The sequence below is a fragment of the Streptomyces sp. NPDC044106 genome, assembly GCF_056433985.1.
On sequence record NZ_JBWKFZ010000004.1, the window covers coordinates 285,955 to 301,207 of the forward strand.

Sequence of the window (15,253 nt, forward strand, 5' to 3'; positions counted from 1 at the left end):
CAACACACCAGGTCAGCGGGGTGTGTTGAAGCTCTTGCGGCGGACGACTAATGCGCTTTAGAGTCAGGCAGCTCAAGCGCATTAGTATCCGGTAGCCAGGAAAGGGGCAACGGGTGCAAGGCAAGCGGTCACCGGCGCGCCGGCCGACCATGAAGGACATCGCGCGCCGCGCCGGGGTCTCCGAGAGCGCCGTCTCCTTCGCGCTCAACGACCGGCCCGGGGTCTCCGACATCACCCGCGACCGGGTGCGCAGGGTCGCGGAGCAGCTGGGCTGGCGGCCCAGCACGGCGGCGCGCGCCCTGTCCGGCGAGGGCTCGGCGACGGTGGGCCTTGTCGTGGCGCGTCCGGCGGCGACGCTGGGCGTCGACTCGTTCTTCCTGCAGCTGATCTCGGGCGTCCAGGAGGTCCTGGCCGAGCGGCACTTGGGGCTTCTCTTCCAGGTCGTGGAGGACGTGGCCGCCGAGTGCGCGGTCTACCGCCGCTGGTGGGCAGAGCACCGGGTGGACGGCGTCCTGGTGGTGGACCCACGCACGGACGACCCGCGGCCCGCGCTCCTCGACGAACTGGGGCTGCCCGCGGTGGTGACGGGCGGCGTGCCCGAGCCGGGCGACGAACACCCCGGCCTGTCCACGGTGTGGGCGGACGACGCGGGCGCGATGGCGTCGGTCGTCGGCCATCTGCACGGCCTCGGGCACCGCCGCATCGTGCACATCGCGGGTCTTGAGGGGCTCGCGCACACCGAGCGCCGCATCCGCACGCTGCGCGTCGAGGCGGCGGGCCGTGGCCTGTCCGGGGTGCGTTCGGTGACGACGGACTACTCCGACGCGGAGGGCGCGGCCGTGACCCGGCGCGTCCTGGAATCGGCCGAGCCGCCGACCGCGCTCGTGTACGACAACGACGTGATGGCGGTGGCCGGCGTCGCCGCCGCGACCTCCCTCGGCTTCGCGGTCCCGGCCGACGTCTCCGTCGTCGCCTGGGAGGACTCGGCGCTCTGCCGCATGGTGCGCCCCTGGCTGACGGCCCTGTCCCGCGACACGGTCTCCTTCGGCCGCACGGCGGCCCGCGAACTCCTGTCCCTGCTCGACAACGGCCCGGCGGCCACGGTGCAGGTGCCGTTGCCGCGGTTGATCGAGCGGGAGAGTACGGGGCCGGTGCGAGGGGATGCGGTACGAGGGGATGCAGTACGAGGGGATGCAGTCTGAGTAGCGTACGTCCGCGTCAGATCGCGCAAAGGAGCCGGAAGCAGCCGCCAAGCAGCCGCACCCGGCCGGTCAGCTCCAGATCATGCAGATCCGGCGGGCGAAGTCGACGTATCCGGTGCGCTGGAAAGCGGCACCGGCGGCACGGAAGTGCGGCCAAAATCGGCAGCAGCGACTCCTCCTCGTAGTCAAGATGCGCAGTCAACTCGACGGACATGCCGGGCAGTTCGGAGCGGAAGCGGACGGGGTCCGCTTCGTCGATGGTCGTCAGGAGCGCGGACAGGTCGTTCTGGATGCGGGCGATGGAGCGGTGTTCCTCGGCCAGTCGGTCGAACGTCGCGCGCAGCTCGGGGTGGTAGTCGGCCATCACGGGGAAGAGGTGCGCGTCTTCGCCGGTGTGATGGAACTCCAGCGCATCGCAGAACGCCAGGCAGTGCTGGCGGATCTGCAGACCGAGGCCCGGCGGCGGAGGGGCGCCCGGCCCCCGATGCGCGGCGAGCGCGGTGAAGTACGCGTCGGTCTCGTCCCGTACGTGCCGCAGCTGACCGCGCGGCCAGCGGTGGACCTGGACCATCTTTGCCGCGAAGTCGGTTGCCTCTTCCGGGGTTTCGGCCTCGTGCACCGGCCGTTCCAGGACGACGACGGGCAGTTCGTGGGCATGACGGTGTCGGGTCTCCGTACGACGTGTTCGGTGCCGCGTCGGGCGCGGTGAAGGTGAGGGAGCGTCACGCGGGAAAGGCGTGGCGGGGCGCGCGAAGGCGCAGGTCAGGCGAGAGGCCCGGGATGTGAACTCACGACGTATCCATCGGCGTCGTCCTTGAGTGAAGGTGCTCGCCCGATCGCCGACCTGCCCACTGCTCTTTGGTCGGCGCCACGCGGCACGAGCACCATTACAGACAACCGCTCCCCCGCCTGTCAACGTGGACCGTTCACCGCGGGCTGCCAACGTGCGTGTGACAGCACACAGTTGCCCCCTGCCTTCGGACTACCGTCGAAGGCAGGGGGCACGTGGCGAAGCGGAACGGGCCGACACCTCGGGGACCCTGGCCCAGATCGCTCCCGAGTCGGTGCCGGATCGGCTCCGGTCCCGTACTGGACCGGTACCGTCAGTCGATCCCGGGGAGGATGTGCGGCTCGGCGAGGTCGTCCTCGTAACCGGCCAGGCGGATGGGGGCCGCCTTGGCCCACGCCTCCAGGTTGCGGAGCTTCGTGGGCCTGCCGGCCCCGTCGCCGCCGCGTTCCGCCGGTCGCTTTTCGTGCTTCGTCAGATCGGGTGTCACCGCGCACTCCTCTGTGTCGCGTAACGGAAGGTCAGGGGGCAGTTCGGTCGCGGTGGCGCCGTTCTCTGGCGGGACCGCGGCCGTGATTGCCGGCCTGTCCCCGGGCGGCCGAGGGAGGTTTGTGGCTCCCTGATGGATACCCGTTCGCTCCAGGTTAACCAAATGAGCAGGCCCCCGCTCGATGGGGCCCGAAAGATGGGGGTGAATTCCGGACAATGACGGACCAGGAGGGGCATGAAATGGAGCAGTCGGCAGTGGCGTTGGTGACCGGCGGATCCCGCGGGATCGGGTTCGCCGTCGCCGGGGCGCTCGCGGCGGCGGACCACCGCCTCGTTGTCACCGCGCGTGACGCCGACGGGGTGCGGGCCGCGGTGGAAGCGCTTCGCGCGACCGGCGCGAAGGCGGTCGGGCTCCCCGGCGACGTCGCCGACCCCGCGCACCTCGAAGACTGCGTCGACCTCGCGGTGCGTACGTTCGGCCGCCTCGACGTCCTCGTCAACAACGCCGCGACGAACGCGCCCCACGGCCCGCTGATGGAGGCCGATCCCGACGTGTGGCGCACCGCCTTCGCCGTGAATGTCGAGGCGGCCCTGCGGCTGACGCAACTCGCGTGGCGGGCCTGGATGGCGGAGCACGGCGGCGCCGTCGTCAACATCTGCACGGAGGGCGCCGAGCACGTGGGCCCGAACGTCGGCGCGTACGGCACGAGCAAGGCCGCGCTGCTGCACCTCACCCGACAGCTGGCGGGCGAACTCGCCCCGTCGGTGCGGGTCAACTCCGTCTCCCCCGGCCTCGTCCGCACGGACATGGCGCGTTTCGTCTGGGAGCGGGCGCAGGAGCAGGTGGCGGCGGGACTGCCGCTCGGCCGCATCGGGGAGCCGGAGGACGTGGCACGGGCCGTGGCCTGGCTGGTCTCGGACGCCGCCTGCTGGATCACGGGCGCCGATCTGCTGGTCGACGGCGGTACGCGGGTGCGCGCGGCGTCCACGACGAAGAGCCCGTCGCAGGTGGTGCACGGCCTCCGTAGTGGTGGGCTCGCGTAGTCAATTGTCGCCAGTTCCCCGCGGGCTCCAGCCGGGCGGCGACCGCCAGTGGCCTCCGGCAGCGGATGTCCGGCCGCGGGGGCCAAACCGCCCCGCTGGGCGCCGCGTTCGCCGGGTACGGGCGGATCGCCAAGGCCCGGTACCTGCTCGCCGTCGTCGCCCCGGTCGGTCACGTACAGGCGGCAGATGCACAGTCACGCTTTCTTGAGCGCTCGATCCAGATAGCTTAGGGTGGAACCATGGCAAGGACCCGGGAGTTCGACACCGAGGCGGCGGTGAGCCGCGCCATGGAGCTGTTCTGGACGCGCGGCTACGAGGCGACCTCCGTGCGCGACCTGACGCAGCACCTGGGAATCGGGCAGGGCAGCCTGTACGCGGCATTCGGCGACAAGGACGGCCTGTACCGGGCCGCGCTTGAGCACTACCGCACCACCCTCGCGGCGGCCGCCCTGCGCGACCTGGAGGAGGGGGCGGATGCCCGCTCGGCGATCCGTACGATGCTGACGGAGCGGGTCCGCATCGCCGCCGAGCATGACGGCCGGGGCTGCCTGGTGGTCAATGCCGCCTGCGAGCGGCTGCCGGGGGACCCGTCGATCCGGCGCATCGTGCGGGACGTGCAGGATGCCGGCCGGGACGCGCTCGCCGAGGTACTGCGAGTCGCGGTGGAGCGGGGTGAGGTTGCGGCGCGCCATGACCCGCATGTTCTCGCCGCCTTCCTCATCACCTTCCTCAACGGGCTGCTGGTCTCCTCGAAGATCACGCCGGATCCCCGCACCCTCGAACCGCTCGTGGAGCTTGCCCTGACCGCTCTCGACTGATCTTTTCATGGCCGCTATCCGTAACACCCGATCCAGAAACGGCACCGGAGACCCGCGGGCACGCCGCCCGCACACCGGAAAGCAGAGGTTGGCAACACATGATGCATGACCATGACGGAACGCCCGTCCGCACCGGCCGTGTCGCCGTCAACGGAACGAGCCTGCACTACCGCACGGCCGGGTCCGGCCCCGCGGTGGTACTGCTGCACGGAGTGCCCAAGACCGGCTACCACTGGCGCCACCTCGTCCCGAAGCTGACGCCCCACTACACCGTCGTCGTACCGGACCTCCGCGGCCTCGGCGACTCCGCCCGCCCCGCGGACGGCTACGACTCCGCGACGATGAGCGACGACGTCGCCGAACTGATGACCCGCCTCGGACACGAGACGTACGCGGTGATCGGCGAGGACTGGGGAGCGGTGATCGGCTACCAGCTGGCCGCCCGCCACCGCGACCACGTCAGCGGCCTCGTCTTCGCCGAGGCCCTGTTCCCCGGATTCGGCTTCGAGGACCACACCGCACTCACCCCCGAGAACGTCTCCAGCGGCCTGCACCTGTGGCACCTGGGCTTCTACTTCCAGCCTGACGTCCCCGAGATGCTGATCTCCGGGCACGAGCGCGAGCTGATCACCTACATGATCAAGAACGAGCGCAGCCGCCCCGACAGCGCCACCCCCGACGCGATCGAGGAGTACGTGCGCTGCTACTCCATGCCCGGCGGCATCCGGGCGATGCTCTCGATCTACCGGGCGATGCTCGTCGACGCCGAACAGAACCGGCAGGCCGCGCGGAAGAAGCTGGACATCCCGGTTCTGGCGCTCGGCGGTTCCGCGTTCATCGGCGATCGCAACGAGTCCCAGATGCGGCTCATGGCCCACGACGTCACCGGGCACGTCTTCGACGCAGGCCACGACCTGGCGGAGGAAGTACCCGACGAGATGGCTGACGTCGTCCTTCCGTTCCTGGCCGCGCATCTGTAACCGCCGCCGGGTCGGCGGCACACGCCCCACCGTCGCCACCAGGGAAGCCCGCCCCGCAGTCGGACGGCGATCAGGCGGTGAGGGTGAGCCCCGGCCCCGCTACCACTTTCCGGGCTCGTAGTCCTTCAGGAAGACGCCGTACACGTCTTCGCCCGCCTCGCCGCGCACCACCGGGTCGTAGACGCGGGCTGCGCCGTCGATCAGGTCGAGCGGGGCGTGGAACCCCTCCTCGGCCAGGCGCAGCTTGTCGTAGTGCGGACGCTCGTCGGTGATCCAGCCGGTGTCGACCGAGGTCATGAGGATGCCATCGGTCTGGAACATCTCCTGGGCGCTGGTCCGCGTCACCATGTTCATGGCCGCCTTCGCGGCGTTCGTGTTCGGGTGGCCCGCGCCCTTGTAGCCACGGCCGAAGACACCTTCCATCGCCGAGACGTTGACGATGTGGGCGCGGCCGCTCGCCGCCTTCTTCGCCGCGTCGGCCATCGCCCCGCGCAGCGCGCTGATGAGGATGAACGGCGAGGTGTAGTTGCAGAGTTGGGTCTCCAGGAGCTCGACAGGAGAGATCTGCTCGATGGTCTGCACCCAGGTGTTGCTGTCGACGACGTCCGGCACGAGGCCGCCCGCGTCGATGGCGGTGCCGTCGAGGTGCCGGGCGACACTGGCGTTGCCCCCGACGAGCGCGAGGTCGGCGACCTGCTGCGCGTCGAGGCCGCTGATGCCGACGGGCAGTGCGGCCAGGCCGTCGACCGCTCCGGAGTTGAAGGCGCCGATGACGGAGTGGGCGGGCAGTTCGCCGGCGGGCAGCGGCGCGCTCTCGCCTTCGACCAGCGCGGCGTACGCGGAGGGCAGGCGGCGTACGGTCTGCGTCGCGTTGTTGATGAGGATGTCCAGCGGTCCCGCCGCGGTCATCCGCTCGGCGAGCGCGACGGCCTGGGCCGGGTCGCGCAGGTCGATGCCGACGACCTCCAGGCGGTGCAGCCACTCGGCCGAGTCGTCCATCGCCTTGAACCGGCGGATGGCGTCCTTGGGGAACCGGGTCGTGATGGTCGTGTGGGCGCCGTCACGCAGGAGGCGCAGCGCGATGTACATGCCGATCTTGGCGCGGCCGCCGGTGAGCAGGGCGCGCTTGCCGGTGAGGTCGGCGCGGGCGTCGCGCTTGGTGCGGTTCAGGCGGGCGCAGTCGGGACAGAGCTGGTGGTAGAAGTAGTCGACCTCCACGTACCGCGTCTTGCAGGTGTAGCAGGAGCGCGGGCGCTCGAGTATCCCCGCGATCCGGCCCTCCTCGGTCCGCGAGGAGGGCAGCAGGCCCTCGGTCTCGTCGTCGATGCGCTGGGCGGAGCCGGTGGCGGTGGCCTCGGTGACGGCCTTGTCGTGGGCGGTCTTGGCGGCGCGGCGCTCCTGACGGCGGCGCTGCTTCACCGTCCGGTAGATCCCGGCCGTGGCCCGGCGCACCGCGATCGCGTCCGGGTGGTCGACGTCCAGCTTGTCCAGCTCGTCGAGGACGCTGAGGCAGACGGCGAGGCGGTCCGGGTCGATGCCGGGCCCGTACGCGTCGCCCGCGTCGTACTCGGCCTCGACAGGCCTCTCGTGGCTTTCGTCCGTCACCGTCATCGCCGCTGTCCTCGTGTCATTCCGTGCCACGGCGCATCTGGTCGTCCGCGGAAGCTCCAAAATCCGAAGTTTACGTAGGGGCGTGCCCGGGAACCAAACCCGCTTCCCGCGCGCACACCGCCACGAGGCCGTCGACCTCGTCCCGCACGCTCTGCGCCAGGAGTTCCAGGTCCGGTACGGCGGCGGCGTCCGCGATCAGCCCGTAGTGCACCCGGCCCCGGTAGGTGGAGACGGCGACGGCGAGCGACTGGCCCTGGGCGAGCGGCGCGAAGGGGTAGACCTCGGTGAGCCGGCAGCCGCCGAGCCGCAGTCCGACGCCGGGCAGCGGGACGCTGGTGACGAGGATGTCGAAGAGCAGCCGGGCGGCCTGCGCGACGACGGGGCCGCCGACCCGGTGCCCGAGCGGGGGCACGTGTTCGGCGAGCAGCGCCACGGCGCCCGCGCCCCGCTCGGGGCCCGCCTCCTTGCTGCGGTCCATGGCGGCGCGCACGCCGCGCAGCCTGGCCAGCGGGTCGTCGTCGCCGACGGGGAGGCGGACCAGATATCCGGAGAGCCGGTTCCCAGGGGGCTGCGCGGTGCGCGGGCGGCGCCGGGAGACGGGGATGAGGGCGCGCGGTTCGACTCCTTCGCTGCGGTCGCCGCGCTCGTCGAGCCAGCGGCGCAGGGCTCCGGCGACCACGGCGATCAGTACGTCGTTGACGGTCCCACCCACGGCCTTGCGTATGTGGTGGACATCGTCCAGGTCGAGGACGACGCCCGCGGTGCGGCGGGTGCCGCTGGCGGTGGCGGTGAGCGCGGCGCAGGAGCGTACGCCCAGGGTGGCGCGGGCGACGGAGGCGCCGATGCCGAGGATCTGGCCCGCGGCGGCGACCGTGGAGCGCACGCGGCCCGGCAGGGTGCGCGGGTCCAGGACGGACCACGGTGGGGCGGCGGGCGCCGGGGGCCGTTGCCGGGCGGCGGGCAGGTCGACGGGGTCGAGGAGGGCCGCGGCGAGCGTCAGGGCGCGCAGCCCGTCGGCGAGTGCGTGGTGGAACTTGAAGAGCACGGCGAAGGTGGTGCCGTCCGCGCCCGGCAGCACGTGTGCCTCCCAGGGCGGCCTGCCGCGCTCCACGGGCCGCTGCATCAGCTCGCCCGCGGCGGCGTGGAAGTCCGCCACGGGCGCCGCGACCCTGATGTGCTCCAGCGGATCGAAGGCGGGCACCGGTACGCGCATCGCGCCGCCCACGGGCAGCAGGACGGAACGTATGCGCATGCGAAGTGCGGGCACGAGCGCCGCGCGGTCCGCGAGGAGCTCGGCGGCACGGTCCGCCGCGTCGGGTCCTTCGGCCTCGAAGACGCCGAGTGCGGCCAGATGCATGGGGTGTGCGGGCGTCTCGATGTTCCAGAAGGCCAGATCGAGAGGCACGAGCAGGTCGGAGCTCTGAGCAGACGACGAAGTCACGGGCTCGCTCTCGCGTCGAGGACGATGCGGGGGATGACGAACGTGAAGTCAATCGCTCCGGCCGACTACGGTCAAGTACGGCCCCGCTACGCTTAGTCAACAACAGGTTAAGTCGCCGACCCTTCGGCCGGACCTATCCCGGATGTCCCCTTCGGTCACGAATCGGCGCGCCTTCAATGAACCTGCACATCGAATACGCAGTCCGGTCACGCTATTCGGCCCGCACTCCCGGTGAATTTCCTTGCAGGGGCCATAGAACGCGCTTTTCGACGGGAGAGTGTCCGATTTGTTGAACGGAATGCCGTCGTGCCCCTGATTTCCTTCTGTGAATCTTGTGAAGGAGCTGCCATCACGCGGTGAACCTGCCTGCACGCAGCAGCGATGCGATGCCGGAATCGCGCCCGATCCGCGCTTCACCGATTGGATGTGCGAGCTGCGAACGTGCTTTGATCCTGGCCGACGCGGAATTCGAATCCCCAGGTTCCGCGTCATGGGAAAACCTTTGCACCATTCATGAGAAGGGCAGCTCACACCATGAACAACGTCCCCCAGGTCGAGACCCTCGAGATTTCCGACGCCGACCTCGACAACGTCTCCGGTGGCCTCGTCGCCGGTGTCGCGTCCAACGTCACCAGCACCGTTGACTCCATCGCCCCCGTCTCGGGCGTCGTCGGCGGCGTCGTCGGCACGGTCGAGGGTGTCACCGGCGTCAACACCGGCGCCGTCACCGGCCTGGCCTCCGGCCTGACCGCCGGTCTCTGAGCCTCCCGCTCATCGAGACGCCTTGATCCGTGAGCCCCGGGACCTCTGGTTCCGGGGCTCACGGACGCCAAGGCGAAGACCCGGCCACCGGCAAAGACGCAAGCACCGGCGAAGGCGCAGCCACCGGCACAGTAAGGGAAGCGTTCCGTGCAGTTCCGCCAACAGGCCCTGTCCAAGCTGCAGTCGCCCGAGGAACTCGACCTTCCGGTGCGCTACGCCCGTCCCCAGGGCCTGCTCGTCCTCGCCGTGACCCTCGTCGTCATGGCCGCGGGGGCCGGCTGGGCCGTGACCGGCTCGGTCGCCTCCACACTCCGCGCGCCCGGCATCCTCACCCACGGCCAGGGCAGCTACGTCCTGCAAAGCCCCGTCACCGGACAGGTGACCCGCGTCCTGGCCGAGGAGGGCGAGCGGCTCACCGTCGGCGCGCCCGTCCTGAAGGTGCGTACGGAGCGGGGCGACAAGACCGTGCGCGCGATCGCCGCGGGGCGCGTGACCGCGCTGGTCGCCAGGATCGGCACCGTGGTCACCACCGGCTCCGACGTCGCGACCGTCGAGCGGGTGGCGGACACCGGCGACCCGCTCGTCGCGATCCTCTACGTACCCGCCGACAGCGCGGCCACCGTCCCCGTCGGCACCCCGATCGACCTCACCGTCCAGTCCGTGTCAACCGAGGAGTACGGGACGCTGCGCGGCCGGGTGAAGGCCGTCGGGCGGGCCGCCCAGACCCGGCAAAGGATCACCGATTTCCTCGGCGACAAGGAGCTGGCCGGACAGTTCACGAAGGACGGCCCGCCCGTCGCCGTCCTCGTCCGCCTCGAGAAGTCGTCCGCCACCAAGTCCGGCTACGCCTGGTCGACCGCCGACGGCCCGCCCTTCGCACCCGACTCCATGACCCTGGCCACCGGCGCCTTCCACCTCGCCGAGCAGCACCCGATCGATTGGCTGCTTCCGTGACCGCACCGCACCCCTCCCCCACACAGCAGCAGCTGCCGCCGCCCGGTGGCCGCCGCAGACACCGCCCCGAACCCCCGCGCTCCGGCCGCCGCAGGGCCGCACCCCGTCCCGCGTCGAAGGGCAGGCGCCCGAAGACGGTCCGCACGCCCACCGTCCTGCAGATGGAGGCCGTGGAGTGCGGCGCCGCCGCCCTCGCCATGGTCCTCGCCCACCACGGACGGCACGTCCCCCTGGAGGAGCTGCGCATCGCGTGCGGCGTCTCCCGCGACGGCTCACGGGCCAGCAACCTGCTGAAGGCGGCACGGAGTTACGGCCTCACGGCCAAGGGCATGCAGATGGAGCCCGCCGCGCTCGCCGAGGTCGAGGCGCCCGCGATCCTGTTCTGGGAGTTCAACCACTACGTCGTGTACGACGGCATGGGGCGCCGCCTCGGCCGCCGCGGCGTCTACATCAACGACCCGGACAACGGCCGCCGCTTCGTGCCGTCGGAGGACTTCGACACCAGCTTCACCGGGGTCGTCCTGGTCCTCGAACCGGGTGCGGACTTCCGTACGGGAGGCCGCAGGCCCGGCGTCATGAAGGCCCTCCCGGCCCGGCTGCGCGGCACCACGGGCACGATGCTCGCCGCGCTCCTCGCCAGCCTGCTGCTCGTCGCGGTCGGCGCCGCGCTGCCCGCGCTCAGCCGGACGTACATCGACCTCTTCCTGGTCGGCCGCCAGACCTCGCTGCTCGGCGTGCTCTTCGCGTCGATGGGCGCGATGGTGGCGCTCACCGTCGTGCTGACCTGGCTGCAACAGGCGAACCTGCTGCGCGGCCGCATCATCTCCTCCACCCTCGGCAGCGCCCGCTTCCTGCGCCATCTCCTCCGGCTGCCCGTCACGTTCTACGCCCAGCGCTCCCCCGCCGACCTCGTGCAGCGCCTCGCGTCGAACGACGCGGTCGCCGAGACCCTGGCCCGCGACCTCACGGCCGCCGGGGTCGACGGCGTCGTCGTCCTCCTCTACGCGGCCCTGCTGTGGACGTACGATCCGCAGCTCACCCTCGTCGGCGTCGGCATCGCCCTGCTCAACGTCGTGGCGATGCGCGTCGTCATCCGGCTGCGCGCCACCGGCACCCAGAAGCTGCGCGCCGACAGCGCCAAGCTCACCAACACCTCCTACACCGGCCTGCAGTTGATCGAGACCATGAAGGCCACCGGCGGTGAGAACGGCTACTTCCGGCGCTGGGCCGGGCAGCACGCCACCACGCTGGAGGAGCAGCAGCGCCTCGGCGTCCCGAGCGCCTGGCTCGGGATCGTCGCGCCGACCCTCGCCACCCTCAACAGCGCACTCATCCTGTGGATTGGCGGTCTACGCGCGGTCGAGGGGCATCTGTCGGTCGGGCTGCTCGTCGCGTTCCAGGCCCTCGTCACCCGCTTCACCGCGCCGATCACCCGGCTCAACGGCGTCGCGGGCCGCATCCAGGACTTCGCCGCCGACGTCGCCCGCCTCAGGGACGTCGAGAACTTCCCCGTCGACACGCTCTACTCCCGCCCCGAGCCCGCCGCGAGCACCCGCCGTCTCAAGGGCCACGTCACCCTCGACGACATCACCTTCGGCTACAGCCCCCTCGACAAGCCGCTCCTGACCGGCTTCTCGCTGTCGGTCGGGCCGGGGCAGCAGGTGGCGCTCGTCGGTGGCTCGGGCAGCGGCAAGTCGACCGTCTCCCGGCTGATATCAGGGCTCTACAGCCCGTGGGAGGGCACGATCCGCATCGACGGGCAGCGCCTTGAGGACATTCCGCGCGGCGCGCTCGCCGCCTCCGTCTCCTTTGTCGACCAGGACGTCTTCCTCTTCGAGGGCACGGTCCGCGACAACGTCGCCCTGTGGGACCCCTCCATCCCCGACGACGCCGTGATCGCCGCCCTCAAGGACGCCTGCCTGTACGAGGTCGTGGCCCGCAGGCCGGCCTCCATCCACGGCCGGGTGGAGCAGGACGGGCGGAACTTCTCCGGCGGGCAGCGCCAGCGCCTGGAGATCGCACGGGCCCTGGTCCGGCGCCCGAGCGTCCTCGTCCTCGACGAGGTCACCAGCGCCCTGGACGCCGAGACCGAGCAGGTCATCATCGACAATCTGCGCCGCCGCGGCTGCGCCTGCGTCGTCATCGCCCACCGCCTGAGCACGGTGCGCGACAGCGACGAGATCGTCGTCCTCGACCACGGCCAGGTGGTGGAGCGCGGACGCCACGAACACCTCGTCGCGGCCGGTGGCCCCTACGCCGACCTGGTCAAGGAGCACTGAGGTGACGTCGGTACCGGGGCAGCAGACCCCGTACGCGCACGACGCGGTCGGCGCCGCCTTCGGCGCGCTCGGCACACCCGTCGACGGCACGGGCCTGCGCAGCGTGCACCTGGAGGGCCCGCAGGTGCTCTGGTTCGTCGTGGCCGGCGCCCTCGACCTGTTCGCCGTCGACGCCGCGCAGCAGGGCCACTGGCACTACCTCGGCCGCCTGGAGCCGGGCACCCTCCTTCTCGGCCCCGTCGAAGGCCCCCGGCACACCCTGGTCGGCCGACCGCTGCGGGGCTGCGAGCTGCGCCGCGTTCCGCTGCGCGAGCTGTACCGGCCCGACTACGGCGACACCTGGTCGTACGAGCAGCGGTACCCCACCCAGTACGACACCCAGGACACGACGCTGAGCCTGCTGGAGCACGCCTTCGCGCTCGGCATCGGGCGCGGCCACCGGGTCCTTTTGGAGGCGCCGCTCGACGGCCGGGCCGTGGGCGACGAGATGGTGACGGACGACGACATCCTCTGGATGCCTGTGGCGCCGGGCAGCGTGCAGTACGGCGCCGCCTACAGCGCCGAGGCCATCGGCGATCTACTCGTCGACGCCGCGATGTGGCAGCGGATGGTCAACCAGCAGTACCGGCTCCTGTCGACCCTCGACCGCTGGATCGAACGCCTGGAGCGGGCCCACGAGGACCGTACTGCGGCCGGGATCAAGGCGGGCGAGAACGTCCGCGAGCAGGCCGACCGGACCCTGCTCGCCTCCATCGGGCGTTCGGGCAGGGGCGGTGCGCGCCGTACCGCGTCCCGCGCCGGCCATGACGCGACGTACGCGGCCTGCCGGCTGGTCGCAGAGGCGGCGGGCATCACGCTGGCCGGCAGCGCGGAGGGCGGCGCGGCCGGCGACCGGACCGACCCGGTGGAGCAGATCGCGGTGGCCTCCCGCGTCCGTTCCCGCGCCGTCCGGCTCGACGGCCGCTGGTGGCGCGAGAACGCGGGCCCGCTGGTCGGCCACAGGGCCGCGAGCGGCGCGCCGGTCGCGCTGCTGTGGCGGCGCGGCGGCTACGAGTCGGTGCACCCCACGTCCGGGCGGCGCACCCGCGTCGACGCGTCCAACGCCGACGAGTTCGAACCGCGGGCCGTCATGTTCTACCGGCCGCTGCCGGAACGGCCCCTGACGCCGTGGCGGCTGTTCCGCTTCAGCCTGCGGGGCACCGGCGGCGACATGCGCAACCTCGTGCTCGCCACTCTGTTGACGGTCGCCGTCGGGGCGCTGGTGCCGGTCGCGACGGGGCAGGTGCTCGGCGTCTTCGTGCCGAACGCGCAGCGGAGCCTGATCGTCCAGGTGTCCCTGGCCGTCATGGTCACCAGCATCGTCTCGGCGGCGTTCATGCTGCTGCAGAACCTGACCGTGCTGCGGATGGAGGGGCGCATGGAGAGCGCGCTGCAACCGGCGGTCTGGGACCGGCTGCTCCGGCTGCCCACGCGCTTCTTCGCCGCGCGTTCCACCGGCGAGCTGGCGAGCGCGGCGATGGGCGTCAGCGCGATCCGCCGGGTACTTTCGGGCATCGGCCCCGTCGCCCTCCAGGCCGGTTCGGTCGGCGCGATGAACGTGGTCCTGCTGCTGCTCTACAGCGTCCCTCTCGCCCTCGCCGCCCTGGCGATGCTGGCCGTCATCGCCGCCGTCTTCCTCACCCTCGGGCTGTGGGAACTGCGGTGGCAGCGGCGCCTGGTGGAGCTCGACAACAAGCTGAACAACCAGGCGTTCCAGACCTTGCGCGGGCTGCCCAAGCTCCGGGTGGCCGGGGCGGAGAGCTTCGCGTACGCGGCCTGGGCGGGCGAGTTCGCGCGCAGCCGCGAGCTGCAGCGGCGGGCCGGCCGCGCCAAGAACATCACGACCGTCCTGAACTCGGTCTACCTGCCGCTCTGCACGCTCGTCATGTTCGCCCTCCTCGCGGGTCCGGCGCGCGGCAGCCTGAGCGCGGGCGAGTTCCTCACCTTCAGCACCGCCGTGACGATGCTCCTGACGTCCGTCACCCAGCTCACCGGCGCGCTGATCTCGGCGGCGGCGGTGCTCCCGATGTTCGAGCAGATCAAGCCGGTGCTCGACGAGGCACCGGAGGTGCGGGCCGGGAGCGCGCAGCCGGGCGAGCTCCAGGGCGGGATCGAGGCGCGCGGCCTGTCGTTCCGCTACACCGACGACGGCCCGCTGGTCCTGGACGACGTGTCCCTGGCGATCCGGCCGGGCGAGTTCGTGGCCGTCGTCGGGCCGAGCGGCTGCGGCAAGTCGACGCTGCTCCGCCTGCTGATCGGCTTCGACGAACCGGTATCCGGCAGCGTGCTCTACGACGGCCAGGACCTGTCGGCCCTCGACCGGTCGGCGGTGCGCCGCCAGTGCGGTGTGGTCCTGCAGAACGCCCAGCCGCTGACCGGCTCGATCCTGGAGTGCATCTGCGGCGCCGAGTCGTACACGCAGGAGGAGGCGTGGGAGGCCGCCGCGATGGCCGGGCTCGCCGAGGACATCAAGCGCATGCCGATGGGCCTGCACACGATGATCTCCGGCGGCGGCGCGGTCTCCGGCGGTCAGCGCCAGCGCCTGATGATCGCCCAGGCCCTGATCCGCCGCCCCCGCGTCCTCTTCTTCGACGAGGCGACGAGCGCCCTGGACAACGAGACGCAGCGCACGGTCATCGACAGCACCCGGGCCCTGAACGCGACCCGTGTCGTGATCGCCCACCGCCTCTCCACCGTCATGGACGCCGACCGCGTCGTCGTCATGTCACAGGGCCGCATCGTGCAACAGGGCCCGCCCGCGCAGCTGTTGGCCGACACGAGCGGGCGTCTGCATGAACTGGTACGGCGTCAGATGCGGTGAGAGCGCGGCGAGAACCTGTCCTTGCG

The 15,253-nt window shown here is 71.5% G+C and carries 12 protein-coding genes; 8 read left to right on the forward strand and 4 right to left on the reverse strand.

All coding sequences use genetic code 11. The annotated features are described in order from the left end of the window. The first annotated feature begins 149 nt into the window (after positions 1-149). Positions 150-1,202, forward strand: a complete 1,053-nt coding sequence (locus tag AC07DI_RS08965) for a LacI family DNA-binding transcriptional regulator (protein WP_478903454.1) — start codon at positions 150-152, stop codon at positions 1,200-1,202. A gap of 16 nt (positions 1,203-1,218) precedes the next feature. Here AC07DI_RS08965 and AC07DI_RS08970 read toward each other — a convergent pair whose 3' ends face one another. Both AC07DI_RS08970 and AC07DI_RS08975 read right to left on the reverse strand, forming a co-directional pair. After that, positions 1,219-1,821, reverse strand: coding sequence for a hemerythrin domain-containing protein (locus tag AC07DI_RS08970; protein ID WP_478903195.1), 603 nt, complete (start codon positions 1,819-1,821; stop codon positions 1,219-1,221). 484 nt (positions 1,822-2,305) lie between these two features. Continuing rightward, complete coding sequence (locus AC07DI_RS08975; protein ID WP_384246948.1) at positions 2,306-2,479, reverse strand: hypothetical protein; 174 nt, start codon at positions 2,477-2,479, stop codon at positions 2,306-2,308. Between the two features lie 239 nt (positions 2,480-2,718). Here AC07DI_RS08975 and AC07DI_RS08980 point away from each other — a divergent pair, with 239 nt between their 5' ends. The 3 genes from AC07DI_RS08980 to AC07DI_RS08990 all read left to right on the forward strand — a co-directional run bounded on the left by AC07DI_RS08980 (position 2,719) and on the right by AC07DI_RS08990 (position 5,320). Then, positions 2,719-3,522 (forward strand): SDR family oxidoreductase, encoded by an 804-nt coding sequence (locus tag AC07DI_RS08980; protein ID WP_478903196.1) that lies wholly within the window; start codon positions 2,719-2,721, stop codon positions 3,520-3,522. 239 nt (positions 3,523-3,761) lie between these two features. After that, complete coding sequence (locus tag AC07DI_RS08985; RefSeq protein WP_478903197.1) at positions 3,762-4,340, forward strand: TetR/AcrR family transcriptional regulator; 579 nt, start codon at positions 3,762-3,764, stop codon at positions 4,338-4,340. A gap of 98 nt (positions 4,341-4,438) precedes the next feature. Continuing rightward, entirely contained in the window at positions 4,439-5,320 is an 882-nt protein-coding gene (locus tag AC07DI_RS08990) for an alpha/beta fold hydrolase (protein ID WP_478903199.1), read from the forward strand. A gap of 99 nt (positions 5,321-5,419) precedes the next feature. Here AC07DI_RS08990 and AC07DI_RS08995 read toward each other — a convergent pair whose 3' ends face one another. Next, positions 5,420-6,931, reverse strand: a complete 1,512-nt coding sequence (locus tag AC07DI_RS08995) for an SDR family NAD(P)-dependent oxidoreductase (RefSeq protein ID WP_478903200.1) — start codon at positions 6,929-6,931, stop codon at positions 5,420-5,422. A 70-nt stretch (positions 6,932-7,001) separates the two neighbouring features. Further along, positions 7,002-8,372 carry a wax ester/triacylglycerol synthase family O-acyltransferase gene (locus AC07DI_RS09000; RefSeq protein WP_478903202.1) on the reverse strand — a complete coding sequence of 457 codons (1,371 nt, stop codon included), beginning with the start codon at positions 8,370-8,372 and terminating at the stop codon, positions 7,002-7,004. Positions 8,373-8,906: 534 nt separating this feature from the next. On the opposite strand from AC07DI_RS09000, the gene AC07DI_RS09005 reads away from it, so the two are divergent. The 4 genes from AC07DI_RS09005 (at position 8,907) to AC07DI_RS09020 (ending at position 15,227) form a co-directional block, all read left to right on the forward strand. Continuing rightward, the gene (locus AC07DI_RS09005; RefSeq protein WP_478903203.1) at positions 8,907-9,134 is read left to right on the forward strand and encodes a type A2 lantipeptide; all 228 of its coding nucleotides are present in this window, start codon (positions 8,907-8,909) and stop codon (positions 9,132-9,134) included. A gap of 147 nt (positions 9,135-9,281) precedes the next feature. Then, entirely contained in the window at positions 9,282-10,088 is an 807-nt protein-coding gene (locus AC07DI_RS09010) for a hypothetical protein (RefSeq protein WP_478903205.1), read from the forward strand. Beyond that, complete coding sequence (locus AC07DI_RS09015) at positions 10,085-12,367, forward strand: NHLP family bacteriocin export ABC transporter peptidase/permease/ATPase subunit (protein WP_478903206.1); 2,283 nt, start codon at positions 10,085-10,087, stop codon at positions 12,365-12,367. Before AC07DI_RS09010 ends, AC07DI_RS09015 begins: the two co-directional genes overlap by 4 nt. 1 nt (position 12,368) lies before the next feature. Beyond that, the gene (locus tag AC07DI_RS09020) at positions 12,369-15,227 is read left to right on the forward strand and encodes an NHLP bacteriocin export ABC transporter permease/ATPase subunit (RefSeq protein ID WP_478903207.1); all 2,859 of its coding nucleotides are present in this window, start codon (positions 12,369-12,371) and stop codon (positions 15,225-15,227) included. The last annotated feature ends 26 nt before the right edge of the window (positions 15,228-15,253 follow it).

Coding starts and splice junctions, on each gene's coding strand:
- AC07DI_RS08990 (WP_478903199.1), top strand. CDS start 4,439: ATGATGCATGACCATGACGGAACGCCCGTCCGCACCGGCCGTGTCGCC.
- AC07DI_RS08995 (WP_478903200.1), bottom strand. CDS start 6,931: ATGACGGTGACGGACGAAAGCCACGAGAGGCCTGTCGAGGCCGAGTAC.
- AC07DI_RS08965 (WP_478903454.1), top strand. CDS start 150: ATGAAGGACATCGCGCGCCGCGCCGGGGTCTCCGAGAGCGCCGTCTCC.
- AC07DI_RS09005 (WP_478903203.1), top strand. CDS start 8,907: ATGAACAACGTCCCCCAGGTCGAGACCCTCGAGATTTCCGACGCCGAC.
- AC07DI_RS08985 (WP_478903197.1), top strand. CDS start 3,762: ATGGCAAGGACCCGGGAGTTCGACACCGAGGCGGCGGTGAGCCGCGCC.
- AC07DI_RS08980 (WP_478903196.1), top strand. CDS start 2,719: ATGGAGCAGTCGGCAGTGGCGTTGGTGACCGGCGGATCCCGCGGGATC.